Annotated in this window: 21 protein-coding genes, 2 tRNA genes and 4 pseudogenes; 15 read left to right on the top strand and 12 right to left on the bottom strand. The window is 45.6% G+C overall.

All coding sequences use genetic code 11. The annotated features are described in order from the left end of the window. Positions 1-113: 113 nt before the first annotated feature. Positions 114-536 carry a G1 family glutamic endopeptidase gene (locus JCM11217_RS01665; protein WP_243677978.1) on the bottom strand — a complete coding sequence of 141 codons (423 nt, stop codon included), beginning with the start codon at positions 534-536 and terminating at the stop codon, positions 114-116. Positions 537-695: 159 nt separating this feature from the next. On the opposite strand from JCM11217_RS01665, the gene JCM11217_RS01660 reads away from it, so the two are divergent. After that, positions 696-1,586, top strand: coding sequence for a hypothetical protein (locus JCM11217_RS01660; protein WP_243677977.1), 891 nt, complete (start codon positions 696-698; stop codon positions 1,584-1,586). Between the two features lie 113 nt (positions 1,587-1,699). After that, complete coding sequence (locus JCM11217_RS01655) at positions 1,700-2,239, top strand: hypothetical protein (RefSeq protein WP_054841849.1); 540 nt, start codon at positions 1,700-1,702, stop codon at positions 2,237-2,239. A gap of 84 nt (positions 2,240-2,323) precedes the next feature. On the opposite strand, the pseudogene JCM11217_RS01650 reads toward JCM11217_RS01655, so the two are convergent. Beyond that, a pseudogene (locus JCM11217_RS01650) lies at positions 2,324-2,771 on the bottom strand (peroxiredoxin). A gap of 78 nt (positions 2,772-2,849) precedes the next feature. On the opposite strand from JCM11217_RS01650, the gene JCM11217_RS01645 reads away from it, so the two are divergent. The 3 genes and pseudogenes from JCM11217_RS01645 (at position 2,850) to JCM11217_RS01635 (ending at position 4,993) form a co-directional block, all read left to right on the top strand. Beyond that, on the top strand, positions 2,850-3,368 hold the full coding sequence (locus JCM11217_RS01645; protein WP_054841848.1) for a hypothetical protein: 519 nt from the start codon (positions 2,850-2,852) through the stop codon (positions 3,366-3,368). A gap of 23 nt (positions 3,369-3,391) precedes the next feature. Further along, a pseudogene (gene rtcA / locus JCM11217_RS01640) lies at positions 3,392-4,455 on the top strand (RNA 3'-terminal phosphate cyclase). Between the two features lie 62 nt (positions 4,456-4,517). After that, positions 4,518-4,993: pseudogene (locus JCM11217_RS01635) on the top strand (8-oxo-dGTP diphosphatase). 187 nt (positions 4,994-5,180) lie between these two features. Here the strand turns inward: JCM11217_RS01635 and JCM11217_RS01630 are convergent. The 7 genes and pseudogenes from JCM11217_RS01630 to JCM11217_RS01595 form a co-directional block, all read right to left on the bottom strand. Then, a complete protein-coding gene (locus tag JCM11217_RS01630; protein ID WP_054841847.1) occupies positions 5,181-5,654 on the bottom strand; it encodes a hypothetical protein in 474 nt (157 codons plus the stop codon). A 96-nt stretch (positions 5,655-5,750) separates the two neighbouring features. Further along, positions 5,751-6,535, bottom strand: a pseudogene (locus JCM11217_RS12565) (glucose 1-dehydrogenase). A gap of 105 nt (positions 6,536-6,640) precedes the next feature. Beyond that, positions 6,641-6,717, bottom strand: a tRNA-Arg gene (locus tag JCM11217_RS01615). A 72-nt stretch (positions 6,718-6,789) separates the two neighbouring features. Continuing rightward, positions 6,790-7,227, bottom strand: coding sequence for a polyketide cyclase (locus JCM11217_RS01610; RefSeq protein WP_054841844.1), 438 nt, complete (start codon positions 7,225-7,227; stop codon positions 6,790-6,792). A gap of 168 nt (positions 7,228-7,395) precedes the next feature. Continuing rightward, entirely contained in the window at positions 7,396-7,698 is a 303-nt protein-coding gene (locus JCM11217_RS01605; protein ID WP_054841905.1) for a hypothetical protein, read from the bottom strand. A 45-nt stretch (positions 7,699-7,743) separates the two neighbouring features. Further along, the gene (locus tag JCM11217_RS01600) at positions 7,744-8,001 is read right to left on the bottom strand and encodes a hypothetical protein (RefSeq protein ID WP_054841904.1); all 258 of its coding nucleotides are present in this window, start codon (positions 7,999-8,001) and stop codon (positions 7,744-7,746) included. A 118-nt stretch (positions 8,002-8,119) separates the two neighbouring features. Further along, positions 8,120-8,323 carry a 50S ribosomal protein L38e gene (locus JCM11217_RS01595; protein ID WP_054841843.1) on the bottom strand — a complete coding sequence of 68 codons (204 nt, stop codon included), beginning with the start codon at positions 8,321-8,323 and terminating at the stop codon, positions 8,120-8,122. A gap of 78 nt (positions 8,324-8,401) precedes the next feature. Here JCM11217_RS01595 and JCM11217_RS01590 point away from each other — a divergent pair, with 78 nt between their 5' ends. The 8 genes from JCM11217_RS01590 (at position 8,402) to JCM11217_RS12545 (ending at position 11,352) form a co-directional block, all read left to right on the top strand. After that, positions 8,402-8,809: an FAD-dependent monooxygenase gene (locus JCM11217_RS01590; RefSeq protein WP_054841842.1), complete on the top strand. Its 408-nt coding sequence runs from the start codon at positions 8,402-8,404 to the stop codon at positions 8,807-8,809. Continuing rightward, the gene (locus JCM11217_RS01585) at positions 8,769-9,023 is read left to right on the top strand and encodes a hypothetical protein (RefSeq protein WP_054841841.1); all 255 of its coding nucleotides are present in this window, start codon (positions 8,769-8,771) and stop codon (positions 9,021-9,023) included. Before JCM11217_RS01590 ends, JCM11217_RS01585 begins: the two co-directional genes overlap by 41 nt. 142 nt (positions 9,024-9,165) lie before the next feature. Then, on the top strand, positions 9,166-9,555 hold the full coding sequence (locus JCM11217_RS01580) for an FAD-dependent monooxygenase (protein ID WP_054841840.1): 390 nt from the start codon (positions 9,166-9,168) through the stop codon (positions 9,553-9,555). 117 nt (positions 9,556-9,672) lie between these two features. Next, positions 9,673-10,050 (top strand): polyprenyl synthetase family protein, encoded by a 378-nt coding sequence (locus JCM11217_RS12560; protein ID WP_243677976.1) that lies wholly within the window; start codon positions 9,673-9,675, stop codon positions 10,048-10,050. Beyond that, positions 10,032-10,187, top strand: a complete 156-nt coding sequence (locus JCM11217_RS12555) for a hypothetical protein (RefSeq protein WP_243677975.1) — start codon at positions 10,032-10,034, stop codon at positions 10,185-10,187. The genes JCM11217_RS12560 and JCM11217_RS12555 overlap by 19 nt, the downstream gene beginning before the upstream one ends. Positions 10,188-10,240: 53 nt before the next feature. Further along, a complete protein-coding gene (locus tag JCM11217_RS12550; RefSeq protein WP_243677974.1) occupies positions 10,241-10,570 on the top strand; it encodes a polyprenyl synthetase family protein in 330 nt (109 codons plus the stop codon). 93 nt (positions 10,571-10,663) lie between these two features. Beyond that, positions 10,664-11,194 carry a ribbon-helix-helix protein, CopG family gene (locus tag JCM11217_RS01570; RefSeq protein WP_054841839.1) on the top strand — a complete coding sequence of 177 codons (531 nt, stop codon included), beginning with the start codon at positions 10,664-10,666 and terminating at the stop codon, positions 11,192-11,194. Between the two features lie 45 nt (positions 11,195-11,239). Next, positions 11,240-11,352 (top strand) — tRNA-Ser (locus JCM11217_RS12545). A 130-nt stretch (positions 11,353-11,482) separates the two neighbouring features. Here JCM11217_RS12545 and JCM11217_RS12540 read toward each other — a convergent pair. The 3 genes from JCM11217_RS12540 to JCM11217_RS01555 are packed head-to-tail and all read right to left on the bottom strand — an operon-like array spanning position 11,483 to position 13,815. Next, a complete protein-coding gene (locus tag JCM11217_RS12540; RefSeq protein WP_243677973.1) occupies positions 11,483-11,722 on the bottom strand; it encodes a hypothetical protein in 240 nt (79 codons plus the stop codon). Between the two features lie 10 nt (positions 11,723-11,732). Further along, positions 11,733-12,299 (bottom strand): NAD(P)-binding domain-containing protein, encoded by a 567-nt coding sequence (locus JCM11217_RS01560; RefSeq protein WP_243677972.1) that lies wholly within the window; start codon positions 12,297-12,299, stop codon positions 11,733-11,735. 52 nt (positions 12,300-12,351) lie between these two features. Further along, on the bottom strand, positions 12,352-13,815 hold the full coding sequence (locus tag JCM11217_RS01555; RefSeq protein WP_243677971.1) for a UbiD family decarboxylase: 1,464 nt from the start codon (positions 13,813-13,815) through the stop codon (positions 12,352-12,354). Positions 13,816-13,870: 55 nt separating this feature from the next. On the opposite strand from JCM11217_RS01555, the gene JCM11217_RS12535 reads away from it, so the two are divergent. Both JCM11217_RS12535 and JCM11217_RS12530 read left to right on the top strand, forming a co-directional pair. Then, positions 13,871-14,410, top strand: coding sequence for a prenyltransferase (locus JCM11217_RS12535; RefSeq protein WP_243677970.1), 540 nt, complete (start codon positions 13,871-13,873; stop codon positions 14,408-14,410). After that, positions 14,335-14,652 carry a hypothetical protein gene (locus JCM11217_RS12530; RefSeq protein WP_243677969.1) on the top strand — a complete coding sequence of 106 codons (318 nt, stop codon included), beginning with the start codon at positions 14,335-14,337 and terminating at the stop codon, positions 14,650-14,652. The genes JCM11217_RS12535 and JCM11217_RS12530 overlap by 76 nt, the downstream gene beginning before the upstream one ends.

The raw sequence follows: 14,652 nt of genomic DNA, 5'->3' as shown, positions 1-14,652 counted from the left end.
GGGGGGGATTAGGACTTTACTGATGATTTTAAGGAGTTGTCATGCGTTAACGCGTGTATTAAGGCATTTCATAGGTATTTGATTATTTTGATTTTTAGGGTGGAATTATTATCTTACTTACCGCTGCTTACGTATGTTACTGTGAAGCTTGATCCGTCGCTGGTTAATGAGCTTGGTTGTGCCAGGATCTTACCGTTGTATGCAGTCATCACTATTTCTACGGTTGATGAGAAGGTTCCGAAGGCGGCGGTGCTACCGCTCACCGTCGCGTAGCACGTGCCCATTACGTCCGTGTAGTCCTGCCCAAAGTACGCAGTTCCGAAGTTAGCCAGCGCCGTTAACTGGCCATTAACGGTAGGCCTCTCTAGTATGCACTCGGCGGACGATAGTAATGCGCCGCTTACACTACCTGTCACTGTGTATGCCTCGTTCCTTGTTAGGTCCTTAATGGTTACCTGGAACGAATTACCTCCTATGTATGTCACGTTCACGTATATCACATCGCCAGGCCTGACTGTGAACCTGCTTATCTCCACGGAGGGTGATGGGTAAAATTCGTACAGAAAATGTTTCTTACTATCATGCATTATTTTTACTTCCAGCTTAAGTTATTTCAACCTAAGCAGTGTAAGTAATTTATTACTCATGCTGATAAAATAACTTATGAAGATCCCATGGTTCTGCTAGCTTCCGAAATGAATAAGATATATTGGGGGGGTATAAAGGTTAAAGGAAATCGACGTTTAATTCCTGGCGAACTTGTTGATAATATTACTAGGAAAGAAGCCCTGAAACTTATCAATGAATTTCTGAACAAAGTCGAAAAATATAGGGATATTTTGTTAAGTGATTCAAGAACACCATTTGATAGATATATAATTGCATTAGACGAGTTTATTAATAATCTAGAGTTTAAGTTAGGTGAAAATGGTAATCAGAGTATTGTCGAAAAAGGTAGTAATCATTATAGTAATGAAGCAAATAAAGATCTAACTAAAGTAATTATAGAAACTAAGAAATCAATGGTTAGGATAGCCGAATCAATGCTTGGTCTTTTGAAACGTGTAAGAAAAAGATGGTTAAGAGTAGGCAAACATGAGCTTGAACAATTAATAAATGAGTTAATAAGGGGGGGCGAAGCAAGAATATTAGTTAGTGGAGAGCCGAATAAAGAAAATAAGAGCTTTGCAGTTCATTTATATACAAGGCATATAGCAATCACGATAAGTAGAAAGGCAAATGGAAGCAGGACAATAGCGTTGACATTGACTAAGCTTAAGGGTATTCATATAACCATTCCTAAATTATTTGATGATATTATATTAAATGCTATGGAATATGGTTTGCTCTTAACTGATGGTACCATAGATAGGGCTGGATATCCGAGAATGAATACGCACAATCTTTGGCAAGCAATAATCTGGATACTGAGTTATCCAGGTAAGGTCCATATATATGTAAGTGGTATAAGTATCAATGACGATAATGTTAGTGTCGCATGGGTTCTAACAACCATGAATCATGGTGTTAAGAATAAAAAGGAGGTAGTTGAAAGAGCCATTAAGTTTAGTGATGACGATTTTTAATATTTTTATTATTTGCTATTCTCGGTGATGGTAGCATAAGAATTAAGAACAAATCAATTGCACTTACGATAGGTGATAGAAAGTATAATTTATGGAAGCCAATAATTGGTAGGATGTATAATTACGGCTTTAAGGAATATAGCATAAAGACTGTAAAGGAGATAATGATTTCTACCTCCAAGGCCATTGCTATAGCTAAGAAATGGTTTAGTAATATTATGATTAAAATAATCATTGAATATCTAAGCGCTTTACCAGATGCAAATAAACTTAAACGATTAATTATCTTAGCAAATATGAAGGGCAGGGCTAAGGGTGATTCATCTATTAATGTGATTAATGGCATTAAAATGACAGTAAACATTACTACCAAAGGCAGTATTGAACTCATATCTTATCGTAAAGAGTTTAAAGATGCTATGGAAATTTGGGAAAGATTACAAATAGCTGGTTATAATGCTAAATTAGGCAGGAGGGGGGGCAAGAGATTCGCCGTCTATATAAAAGGAAGTGAAGTATTAAGTCATCCAGAGCTTGCGATAAAGGTACGTGATATACTCAGAAGGATGTATGAGGAGGCAGTAAGCGAGGGCAAGGTTGAGAGAGCTTGGAGAATAGCTAGGGCATTATCAAAATTAAACTTTAATAATTAATGTTTTATATCATAATCTATTCTTATATTATTTATTATTATTTTTAATTATATTGAAATAAATATTATTGATTCTTGCATTGTTTTACATACTTTGTCTCAGGAATTCAAGAGTCCTTACAGGGTGTTCCTCCGGCTTAACCCTCCTAATTACCTTGGCCACCTTGCCTCCGGGTTTATTATGAATGTGACCCTCTCCGCAGTCCCTGTTGGCCTTAGCACGCCGTATGCTTGTGATGCGCGTTTCTCGCTGTCGCTTAGTAGTTTGAATTTCACGCCGTACTTCTCCGCAAACCTTCTCTGGGTGCTTACGGAGTCTGTGCTTATGCCCAGGACCACCACGCCCAGCTTCTCGAATTCATCCAGAGCCTGGCGAATTCCTGGGTCTCCCTTGTGCAGCCGCTGGTGAAGGCCTTTGGGAAGAAGTAGAGCACCACCCACTTACCCCCCCTGTAATTCGATAGCTTTATTACCTCCCCCCCATCGTGGCTTTGCAATTCGAAGTCGGGAGCCTCCTCACCCTCGTTAACCATCAAGTCACCACTGCGATTGGGCTTTTCTATGTTTGGTTTGAATTAAATTAATATAACTGGTCCCAGGTACTTAATCACATGAGCTCACTTAGGAGCTACCTAATGGAGGTTATCCGTGAGTATGAAAGGATACTGAGCATGTATAGGGTATTGATGAACCTAGGCACTGCATGTGATTCGAGTGAGTACGTGGGCGTTATTGAGATGGCGCTCATTGAGTCCATACTCACCCATTCCCGTAGTTTAATTCAGTTCTTCAAGATTGTCAGGGGCAGGAGGTATAAAGACGTAATTTACTACCTACCATACCTAAAACGCGGGAGTGCCAGGGAGTTTAGGCGCAGGGTCAAGGAGTGCCCTGGTTATGATGATGCCCAGAGGATTATTAGGGATGTTAATAAGTACGTACTTCACCTTACGAGGGATGCCGTTGAGTCTGGTGATAAATCCTCTGTGGGTAGGGACGGAGTTACGGCAGTCATTAAGCTTCTCTGTTGTGTCTTCTCCGTATTTGTTGATTATGTTGATGCTAGGGTGGTTGGTGGTGATGTTGTTGATTCGCTTAGGAGACTTAATGGTGATTGCGTTAAGTATTAAAGTCCTTGTTGGTTGTTCACGTGATGAGTCTTGTGGAGATTGATGGTTCGGTGCTTGAGGGTGGTGGGCAGATACTTAGGACCGCATTAGCGCTGTCGGCGATCACGGGTAGGCCGGTTAGGATATACAACATTAGGGCCAAGAGGAGTAATCCAGGGCTTCAGCAGCAGCATTTGACTGGTGTTCTGGCCGCGGCTAAAATATCCAATGCCCAGGTGACAGGTGCCGTGAAGGGTTCCACAGAGCTTGTGTTTAGGCCGGGGGGGAGGATTGGCTGTGGTGAGTTTAGGTTTGACATTGGCACGGCAGGTGCTGTTACGCTTGTTATTCAGACCATATTGCCAATACTTGTGTTTGCTCCGTGTAGGAGTACGGTTACGATAACCGGCGGAACTGACGTGCCCTGGTCACCACCAATTGACTACGTGAGGTTCGTTATGCTTCCAATGCTGAGCTTATTCGGTGTTAAGGCGGAGGTGAGGTTGGTTAGGCGAGGCCATTACCCAAGGGTGGTGGTGAGGTTGTGCTTACGGTGGAGCCGAGTAAGTTAAGGCCTGTTGAGGTTATTGAGTTTGGTGATTTGAGGGAGGTCAGGGGGGGTATTTCTCACGCGGTTAGGTTGCCGGCCCACGTGGCTCATAGACAGGCCAACTCGGCCAGAGAGTACCTGGTTAAGGCTGGGGGGGTTAAGGTTCCAATTGACATTGCAGTGGAGACTTACGAGCAGGGCAGGGACCCGCATCTAGGCCCTGGCAGTGGCATTGTCCTGTGGGCCGTGTCAAGTAAGGGCTTGATAAAGGGTGCGGACGCGCTTGGTGAGAGGGGGGGTAAGCCTGCGGAGGTGGTTGGTGAGGAAGCAGCCAGGAATTTACTCGAGAATTTGAGGAGTGGTATGGCGCTTGATGAGCACATGGGTGACATGGTTATACCGTACATGGCCCTCGCCGGCGGTGGTGTGGTTGGTGTTTCTAAAATAACCCTGCACGCACTAACGAATATATACATAGTCGAGAGAGTGCTTGGCGTGAGGTTTGAGGTTAGCGGTAAGGAGGGTGAGCCTGGCATTATTAAGGTTTTGCATAGTTGATGGTGATGCACGGCACTACGTATTGGGAATACCCTTTAATTTTATTCATATACTATTGCTCAATGCTCTTCATTGAGACCCTGGTTTACGTGGTTAAGGATGGTAAGGTCCTTCTAATAAGGAAGAAGCGTGGTCTTGGCGCTGGCTATTACAATGGCATTGGTGGTAAGGTGGAGGAGGGTGAGGACGTGGTCTCGGCCGCGGTTAGGGAGTGTAGGGAGGAGGTTGGTATCATGCCGAAGAATCTGGAGTGGATGGGGGGGTTGCTTGAGTTTTGGAATTATGAGGATGGTAGGGTGGAGTCTGTGCACTTTGTTCATGTTTTCCTTGCCAGGGACTTTGATGGAGTGCCTAGGGAGTCTGATGAGGCTGAACCCATTTGGTTTAGTGTTAATGAGGTTCCTTATGATAACATGTGGGTGATGATGTGATGTGGTTGCCAAAGGTCCTGAACGGTAAAAAGGTCTATGCTAGGTTCGACTTCGACCACTGGAGGCTCATTGGTGGGCAGGTCTTTGAGCTTGTCAGGAGTGCGTGATCAGTCACGCCCTCGCTCCTCACTGCTCAGTCGTGTCACTAATCATCACTAAACACTTAATAGGGACCGGGCTTAATAACCCCCCCTTGGTGCTGACTCCTTCCAGGACGGATCGGGTGACGAGAAGACCGACCACTGAGCCAAACCACTACATCGTAGCAACTCCCACGTATTGCCTATGACCGCGCTACTTAACTTCGTATCCAGCCCAATTAACCGTGGCAGGCACCGCCTGGGGGGGATCCACTACGTCGTTATTGCCGGAGGTAATTGCGTGATCACCTAACTTCACGTTGACATTAATCATCACGGGACTTAATAGGTATAGTATTGGGGCTAGCATGAATGGTAGAATAATGAAGTGTCTCCTCTCACCACCTTCCTCAGAACCGCCATCAGTCGCCACTCCCTGTCCAGGCGGTATTATTAGGTATATGGCGGGTGCCTTGGGGTGAATATCATTACTTCTCTCAAGGTAGAAGTCGCCGTTTCTGGGTTCCCAGTACCAGGCCTCAACGAACCAAAGGAGTGAGCCAAGGTCGTAATACCTCCTCTCGAAGGTTCTCACACCCTCAGGGATCTTCTTCCTTGGCGAATTACCATTGTATGGGTAGTAAATAACCACGGAGTATCCCGGTGCAAATAATGCCTGTGTCGGCATTCGTAATACTTTCTATTCCAGAATATAAAAACCTTACTAACATGATTAGGCAAAAATACAAATTAATTTTAATAGGTACATGTTATTAAGTAATCATTACGCTAGGGTTATCGCACCATCAACTACTACGACGGCACCATTCATGTATGATGAATCGTCAGACGCGAGGAACAGCACAACCCTGGCTATCTCCATTGGGTCAGCAAACCTACCCAATGGTATTCTCTGTAGGAATAGCTTTGTAAACTCCTCATACGTTGTTCCATAGGCAGACGCGGCCCTAACAGCCATCGGCGTACTAACCCACCCAGGCGCCACAGCGTTAACCCTAATGCCCCCCCTACTGCCGTACTCCACAGCCATACTCTTCGTGAGCATTATCAAACCGGCCTTGGACACCGAGTAGGGCATTGCCAGCGGTAGTGGTCTTATACCAGCCACCGACGCTATGTTAACAATGACACCCCCCCTACCACGCCTCAGCATTTCAGGTACTGCATACTTACTCATGAGCCACGCACCCTTCAAATTCACGTTAATAACCCTATCAAACTCATCCTCAGTGAAGTCAACCGAGGGCTTAGCCTAGGTAAGTCAATACCAGCGTTATTAACCAAAATGTCCAACTGACCGTATCGCTTTACCGCCTCCCTAACAGCATTTTCACAATCAGACGCCTTGGAAACATCGGCATGTACAAAAATGGCATCACCACCATTACCCCCCCTAATCATATCCACAGTCTCCCTACCACCAACATCATTCACATCAACGACGACCACCCTGGAACCCTCACTGGCAAATAACAATGCAATAGCCCTACCAATACCACTACCAGCCCCCCCAGTCACTATAGAAACCCTACCATCCAACTTACCCATTAATCAACAATAAAGAAGGCCCCCCAGATAAGCATTCCTATGTGCAGCATTGCAGATAATTACATTATAAACGATGATTCAATACCATAATGAAAAACAATTAGCGGCCCCCCCGGTGGGATTCGAACCCACGACCTACGGCTTAGGAGGCCGCCGCTCTATCCTGGCTGAGCTACGGGGGCCGGTTATGATTTATTTTCTTGGCTTTTAAGTTTTTATGTTGCGTTGGTTTTACGGAATTTCCACCCTGACCATTATTTAATGTTTGTTACTTCATTCAATATTCGCGTTAATGCATTTATCGTTCCACTCATGAAGTGCTTCCTTATCCAGGGCTTCATCACTAAGAATAATGGAGATATCCTTACGTCCCACTGACTAATTAATTGATTCCCACTTATGTAATTCCTTACGTAGCCCCTTATCGGTCCATTCAGGTAATTAATTAGCACAATTTTCTCTAAATCATGTACCTCAATCCTGGCAACACCCTCATTACCTGGTCCTGGGAATGCGAACCTTATCCTGACCATGTACGTATTGCCGTCCTTGCTCAATATTTCTACCTCTCTATGGCCCCCCCTCCAATACCTTGGCATGTTCCTAACATCGCTCAATACCTGCCATACTCTCTCCAGATCGCCTGGGTTTACTTTCCTACTCACTGTGAATTCTATATCTAGTATTGACATGCAATTAACAGGATTAACACACTCAATAAAAGGGTCTTCAGTTAATTTATTTTAAGGGAACTACTTAGTTTCAATTCTAAATAAACCAAACACCACCCACTATGAACAGCAGCATGGAGATGGCATTCCCTATAAATAATGAGAAACCAAAACTGACATGATTATAAATTACTGCCTCGCCTCGGTCTCCTTCGGTCTCCTCCTCTCACGCTTCTCCTCAATCCTCTTCCTGAGTAGGTTTACGTGGAATAAAAGCTCATTAATGCCAAGCTTATTACCAACGTCCTCACCGTATTTAAGCAACTCCTCGGCCTCGTCTAAGTCCCTAGACCTACCCCTGGCTATTAATTCCTGAGCCGTGTACACCACGCATTCCACGAACTTCTCCCTAAACTCCAGCGCCTTTTCCTTATTGCCCTCCCTCTCCGCCTTCTCAATTAGTTTCTCCCACCTTGAGCAGGTTATTGCCATTATTACCACCAAGCCGTAGTGCGTTATTGCGGGTTAATTTAAAAATTATGCCTTGCCCTCCTCAGCCTTGGCTTCGCGGACCGACTTCCTAGCCTGCCTTGCCCTCTCCTCATTAATTAGTTTCCTGACCTTCCTAATAATTGCTATGTAATTATCGAAGAGCTTCGCCTCCTTAGCCTCCTTCGTGGCCTCCTTGAATAGTTTAACGCCATCGTCAAGCTTCCCACTTCTTATCAATTCCTCCGCAGTCCTCAACTTAATTACTAATTCCCTGGCCTTATTGATTATTTCTTCACTCGACATCGGGACAGCGAAGTCCAGCCCCTTAATAAGGTTTATTAGTTGGTAATTATACTCGATAATCGCATGAGCCAATGATTAGGGTCTGGAGCACTGAGCGTTGATGAGTGGTGAGCCCGAATTAATACTCATTAACAGTCTTGTTCTTTGACTTATACTCCTTAATTAATTGATCAGCGACATCAGGAGGAACCCTAATTGTGTATAGGTAATGCTTAAGTCTAGCCTTCAACTTCACATAATCAGGATACCTCTTAACCCTGATCTCCTCCGCAGCGTCTGCATACCTCCGCCATAACTCCACAAGGAATATCTCCCTAGGCACGTCATTGTCGATTCAGGGGGGGATTTTTTAAGGATTTCTACAGAAGAAAATAATTAAGCCTAAATAATCGGTATCAGCGTGGTTGTTAAGACCGATGTATTAATAATTGGTGGTGGACCAGCGGGTTCCTACCTAGCCCGTTACCTTGTTAGGAATGGCTTTAACGGAGATGTTATGCTCATTGATAAGAAGTCCGTGATATACGCACCAATAATATGCGGCGAGTTATTACCCAGTGAGGACCTCCTTAAGCCCTGGATTAATAAGGATTTGTACGAGGTCCTACTCACGACGCTCCGGGAAACCCTGCGCAGGGAATTCATTGTTAATGAGATTAGGTGGTTGAGGCTCATGATTAATGGCCATGATGTGGGCAGGATGCCCTTTAGGACCTACGTAATTGATAAGGCGGCGATGATTAGGAATATTATTGAGGATGCGATTAATGGGGGGCGCCAAGGTTCGTTTTGGCGTTACGGCCATTAAGTGCGCAGTTAAGGGTGATGGTTATGAATGCCTCGTTCATGATAGAGATGGCGGTGAGTACGTGATTAATGCCAGGGCATTAATTGGTGCGGATGCTTATCCATCAATTGTTGACTTAAGCTTAGGCATAACTAAGGGCTTCAGGGCTGAGGACCTAATAATAGCGACGAGTGCGAGGGCTAGGGGGGGAAGTACGTGGATGATGAGGCGGTGATCGTGATGGATCCGGGGGGGGTAGCACCGGGAGCTTTGCCTGGGTATTCCCGAGGGGGGGTGATGGTACGCACAACATTGGTGTTGGGGGGGTTAGGAATAACATAGCGTGGAGGGGGGGTGGTAATCCGCTTAATTATCACATGCTCTTCGTCAGTAGGTACGGTCTCGAGGGTATTCAGAGATCAGTGCTTATGAAGACATTGCCGGTTGGTGGTTTATTGAATAGGTATGGCATTGGCAATGCCTACTTAATCGGTGATGCTGTTGGCTCCGTGATACCAACGAATGGCGCCGGCATAAACCCAGCCATGATAACGGCGCACCTACTCGGTAAATCCCTGGTACATGGCGGTGATTACTCAGTGCTTATGGATAAGGTGTTTAGGCCCCCCCTAATGGATAGGATGGTCATGTTTAGGAGGATCGGAGATCCACTACTGATGAGTAGGGATGCCATGGAGTTGGCGCTAAGGGTCTCGAGGGGGGGTACATGGCTGGTTCCATTTACGAGGCCACATTGTCATCAATGAGGATTAGCACCTTCATTAAGTTTCTAATTGGCGATTTTCTCATTAGGTTAATCTCAAGTCTGGCTTAACGTGCATGTAGTATTTATTAAGGCATAAGTTTAGGGAATTATGAAGTAAATGGCCGTATTGAACCCGAGCAAGTACATGGAATTACTGCCAGCCGAGGTTAGGTCAGCCATTAATAAGGTCATCCAGGTGCTCGAGGAGTCCTTCACTGGTCTATGGATGCCCAATAACCTACTAAATGCCACATACCACTACATAAGGAATAGGGGAAAGCTCATTAGGCCGACCCTAGTCCTATTAATGGCTTACGCCTTAGGTAATGGCAGTGGCCTAGAAAAGGCAATACTACCCGCCGCATCGGTTGAGTTGATACATACGGCGTCTCTGCTTCAGGATGACATAATGGATCAGCAGAGGATTAGGAGGGGGGTGTGGAAACCCCGTATAGTATCTATGGTCCGCACACTGCGATGCTCGCCAGTGATCTGATAATTGCTAAGGCCGTGGAGTATGCCATAAGGAGTGGTGATAATGATATAGTATTCGAACTACTAAACTCATCCATTAAGCTAGCCATTGGGCAAAGCTTTGAGTCGGAGTTAAGTGGTAGGCTGACGTCACAATAGATGATTACCTACGCCTTATTTACTATAAGACCGCCTCGCTCATTGAGTCCTCAATGGTCGTTGGCGCTTACTCAGTCAATGTTAAGGATAATGAGGTGATAAGCAGGATTAGGGATGTGGGTAGGTTTGTGGGTATTGCGTTTCAGGTTAGGGATGACGTAATTGATTACTTGAACATTGATAGTAGGAACCCTGGGGGGGTTAACACCGATGAGATTAATATCGTGAGGATAATGAGTAAAGGCAATGGAGATGTAAGGAGTGCCATTGATAAGGCGAGGGGGGGATTACTTAATGAAATGCTTGATAATGCGGTTAAGGTGGTTAGGGAGGTCGTGAATAATGAGGTTCTCGTTAACTACATAAACCTACTGAGGATTTAAGAATTGATTAGTTAAGAAAGAGCTGTAATAAGTCACATAATACATCGCAAAATAAGTTATCTCTAAATTTAAATCGCAAATTACAATCAATTGATGAGCGAGGTCTTCATAATCGATGACGTACCGGTGAGGTACGAGGACCTATTCAGGGCGCCGGAAAAGGACGGCGCGGTGGTTTCGGTCAGGGTACATAAATCAGTTAAGGAGTTGCTAACGAAATTGGCTGAGAAGGAGGGGCTCGATGGTGTTTCAGAATTGCTTAGGTATCTCGTAGCTGGCTACATAATGGGTAAGTACAAATTAATCAAGCCAGAGCCTAAAGTAATTACACAGCCCATATTCCTAAATGTAAACATAAACAAAAAGGCGATTGAGGAACACACGGACATGACTCAGATAGGCCTGAAGATGGAGATTGATGAATTAATAAAGGAGTCCATGGACGTAATAAATAAGGTAAAGAAGGGTGTAATAAACCCAAGGGGGGGCAACGAGTATATAAGGAGACTAAGGAATAAGGCCGTTAAATACATGGTAAAGGCCCTTAAGTACGGAATGGAGGAGGAATACGAGAAGTTAAAGACAATCCAGGTAACACTAACAACACTACTTGAGGAAGAGTAATAAGAAAAGCTTTAAATCGCAGTTAATGGCTTATTGACACGCCGGGGGGGTGGCCGAGCCAGGTCCAAGGCGCAGGTCCGCGGATTCCGCGGTGCGAAACTTGAGATCCTGTCCCCCGCAAGGGGGGGGCCCGGGTTCAAATCCCGGCCCCGGCACCAGCAACGATTATCACTTTCATTATTCATTTCTTATGAGAAGTGAATGAAAATCTCCGCGTACTAAGGTGAGTAATGAGTTTGAGTAAGTCTTTGCTTATGGTCCTAAGCCTTAATGCAATCCTTAATTATACTATTTCAGTATCTCAGCAACCTCTGAGAAGTCCCTTTTTCCTTTGCCTTCGTTTCTTGCAATCTCAAGTAATTTCCCGATTATAGACATTACCGGTAATGGCTTGCCCTCGCTCATTGAGTGCTTAATTGTTTCATCAATCACGTACTTGGCCAGGTCTATTGAGAAAGACTCTGGGTAGTTACCGCTCAGTATCCAGGGTAGCCTAGTCCTTAATTGTGCTGAGTCGGCTCCGCTCATGCTGAGTGCCTTAACCAGTATTTACGTCTAAACCAAGCTCCCTCATTAATGGCGATAGTTCAGCCAGTATCATGGTGTTGGCTATGATTATTGACGTACTTATTAACTTGAGTAGTGTGGCCTGCTCGTGGGTGCCTATGTAGATTGGCGTGCCTAATTGCTTAAGGAATTCCTCGGATTGCCTATATAACTGCTCATCACCACCTATGAACAACACGAGGGATCCACTCTCGGCCTGCTTCGGCCCACCCTCGAGCCTGGCGGTTATGTACTTAAGCTCCTTACTGCGGACTATGGAGAGCACCTGCTCAAGCTCCGTAATGCTCATTGTGGTTGTGTCTATTACCACGGCGTTAGTGCTCAACTCACTTAGTACCTGGGCTGACTCCCTACCCGTGGGCAATGCAAGCACCACATAATCTGTATCACCACATTGTTCCACGTTATCTACCGTCTTCACACCAACATTATTTAATGCCGCGTACACGGATTTATTAACGTCATACCCATAGACCACGTGGCCCCTATTAACGAGATTTACGGCCATACCCCCCCCTACCCATCCTACCCAAACCAATTATGCATGCCCTCATTACCCAGTTAATGGCTTAAGCCTAATATGCTTATTGTCAATTCCTTGACTTGCCCATAATGGAATTCACAATCCTCCTAACCCTATCAATTACGTCGCCGGGTGCCGTAACATCCATCGGGTACTCCCTACCGCCGTACTCCTCAGGAAGCTTCCTCGTCGCATCAATGCCAACCTTACTACCAAGGTTTGGAATCGACGTTGATGGATCAAGTTCTTCCACAGGGTAATTATCAATTACGAGCATGTCCCTCGACGGATTAACGTGGGCAGCCACCGCATACATTACCTGGCCCCCCCAATCCCTGATATCCACATCATGATCCACCACAATCACCACCTTACCCAGGACGGGTACCAAGCCCCATAGTGTCGCCATAACCCTCCTGGCATGACCAGGGTACCTCTTCCTAATGGATGCGATGATTACGTAGCCCAAGCCCTCAGGCGGTATTTCGAGATCCACCAATTCAGGGAGTATTAGCTTTAGGAGGGGCTTCACAACCCTCGTTCCAAACCTAATTATGTTCCCATCCTCGAGCACAGGCTTCCCGGTCACAGTCACCGGTATTATTGGGTCCCTCCTTGAGTAAATGGCCTTAACCCTAACTACTGGATATTCCTTAGCTATTGAGTAAACACCCACGTGATCACCAAATGGTCCCTCCCTAACGTATTCACCGGTCAATTCACCCTCAATAACCAACTCCGCATTTGCCGGGTACTCAACATCCACAGTCGAACCCCCCCTCACCAACTCAACACCCTCGCCCCCCCTAAGCACACCAGTGACTAGGAGCTTATCCAGTGGGTGTGGTATTGAAACACCCGCCATAAGCATCGTCACTGGGTCAGGACCGAAGACAACGGCCACCTCAGCCCTCCCACTGAGCTCTCCGTACATCGCACTCCTGCGCCAGGGTTGCCAATGCATCACAAACCTATCCCTACCAATCACCTGCAGCCTATAGTAGCCAAAGTTCCTGTAATTACCGTATTTAACAAACGTTATCCCAAAGGTGACGAACCTACCAGGTTCATGAGCCCACTGCCTAATGGCTGGTATCTTCGTTAAATCAATGGTACTCCACTCAACCTCCCTAACTGGCCCATCATTGACACTCCTTGGGAAGTATTGTGAAAACCTTCTCAGCTCATTCAGGGATTTCAAGGCATCAAACAGTCCCTGGGGGGGAATCCTCAGATTTACTAGGTCCGTTAATTTGGAGGCCATGGTCTCCGGGTCGTTACCCTCCATGGCCAGCATAACCCTATCCCACTTGCCAAATAGATTACCAATTATCGGCAATGTGCCTTCCCTAGTCCTCTCGATTATTACGGCAGGCCCACCCCTATACATTAACTCCCTCAGTAATGCGGCAACCTCAAGGTCAACACTGAGTGGTTCATTTATCCTGATAAGGTCCCTCCTATCCTCCAGAGCCTTAACGAATGACCTAAGGTCTTTAATAACCACGGAGAACCAATGTGTATTAAGCAAATAACGGTTTCCTCCATGGAAATCCTTAAAACACACTCGTGGTTATCATGACATAATGAGCATTAGAAACTGGTTGATTTCATTCAGTCCGACAACATTGACGAGCGCCTTCTCATCCGTGACCCTAGGCACGGCATTGGCTTGGTACTTAAATAATAAGTTCAATCCAATAATCTACGTAATAACGCTGGCAGCCCTATTACTGGCTCAGGCAGGGGTTAACCTAGTGCATGACTACTACGATTACCTAAGTGGCGTGGACATACTGTATAGGGCCAGTGGCTTCTCCCATAGGCCACACCCAATAATAGACCTTAAGTTAAGTCCTAGGGATGTGATTACCGTAGGTTACGTATTCCTGGCGATAGCCTTCATGGCGGGGGGGGTTTACTTATTCACCCTGGTGGGCTGGCCCGTGTTGATACTAGCCATGGCAGGCTTAATAATTGGCGTTGGCTACAGCATACCACCATTGAAATTCCACTATAGAGGCTACGGCGAGGTACTTGCGGCACTCGCATGGGTCCTCTCGTTACATGGGGGGGCTCATACATTGTCCAAACGGGCATTTACACAAACCCCCCCGCGCCATTAATCGTTGGCATACCAAACGGATTATTCACATTACTAATACTCATTGGTTCAGGTGCCTTAGAGATTGACGCATGTAGGGCGGTGGGTAAGATAACGCTCGTACTACTCGTGGGTATTAAGAATACGAAGTACGTGGTTTATGCGTCGATAGCCATTATGTATCTATCAATCATCATTTCAACAGCTCTGCATTACCTACCTACATTTCACTGGTATCATTATTACTCATTCCACGCACATTGA

Source organism: Vulcanisaeta distributa JCM 11217 (genome assembly GCF_001316005.1).
GTDB lineage: Archaea > Thermoproteota > Thermoprotei > Thermoproteales > Thermocladiaceae > Vulcanisaeta > Vulcanisaeta distributa_B.
This window is presented reverse-complemented; position numbering and strand designations above follow the sequence as displayed.